We start from the raw sequence: 574 nt of genomic DNA, 5'->3' as shown, positions 1-574 counted from the left end.
CTGTTAGAACCGCGCGAAGAACTTCACGCGGCGACACCAAATCAATATCGAAACATCCGGGAGGCTAGACGTCCGATAAATTGCACGGATCGCCTTTGACGGTCGATTTGGCGGCAAAGAAGGCGGCGCAAGTCACTTTAAGTGACAGATTGTAATTTAGCGACGCAAAATGGACTATTTGGCTGGGATTGCCTTCATGGAAGCAAGCAGCCTTTGCAGCGTGCGGATTGTCGAGCCGTCAGCCATTCCATCGACCAGCCGCGGCCGGAAATGCCGCTGAAAAGCCTCGACGACGATTTCGGTCTGGCGGTCGAACATACCGGATATCTCCGCACCGTAGCCATAAAGCGCCAGCATCGACTGCAGCGCCTCGACATCGCTCCCCGTGTCGCCGGTTTTCAGCGTCGCGCCCTGCCTGACCGGCGCCGGCGGCACGAGATGGCCGATGCCGGCCGCAAACAGGGTCTTCCAGGGGAATTTCTCGCCCGGATCGACTTTGCGACCCGGCGCCACATCGGAATGGGCGAGCACGCGCTGCGCCGCAATGGAATGGCGTTGCACGATGCCTTTGCAC

1 protein-coding gene is annotated in these 574 nt (G+C 59.2%); it reads right to left on the bottom strand.

Annotation, left to right across the window (positions count from 1 at the left end; all coding sequences use genetic code 11):
* Positions 1-174: 174 nt before the first annotated feature.
* The coding region (locus tag EOA33_RS38015) for a peptidoglycan-binding protein (RefSeq protein ID WP_145989615.1) at positions 175-574 on the bottom strand (400 nt) is incomplete at its 5' end.

It is taken from the genome of Mesorhizobium sp. M4A.F.Ca.ET.050.02.1.1, from assembly GCF_003997725.1.
Taxonomy (GTDB): Bacteria; Pseudomonadota; Alphaproteobacteria; order Rhizobiales; family Rhizobiaceae; genus Mesorhizobium.
The sequence above is the reverse complement of the archived record's forward strand: the minus strand, read 5'-3'. Positions and strand labels throughout refer to the sequence as shown.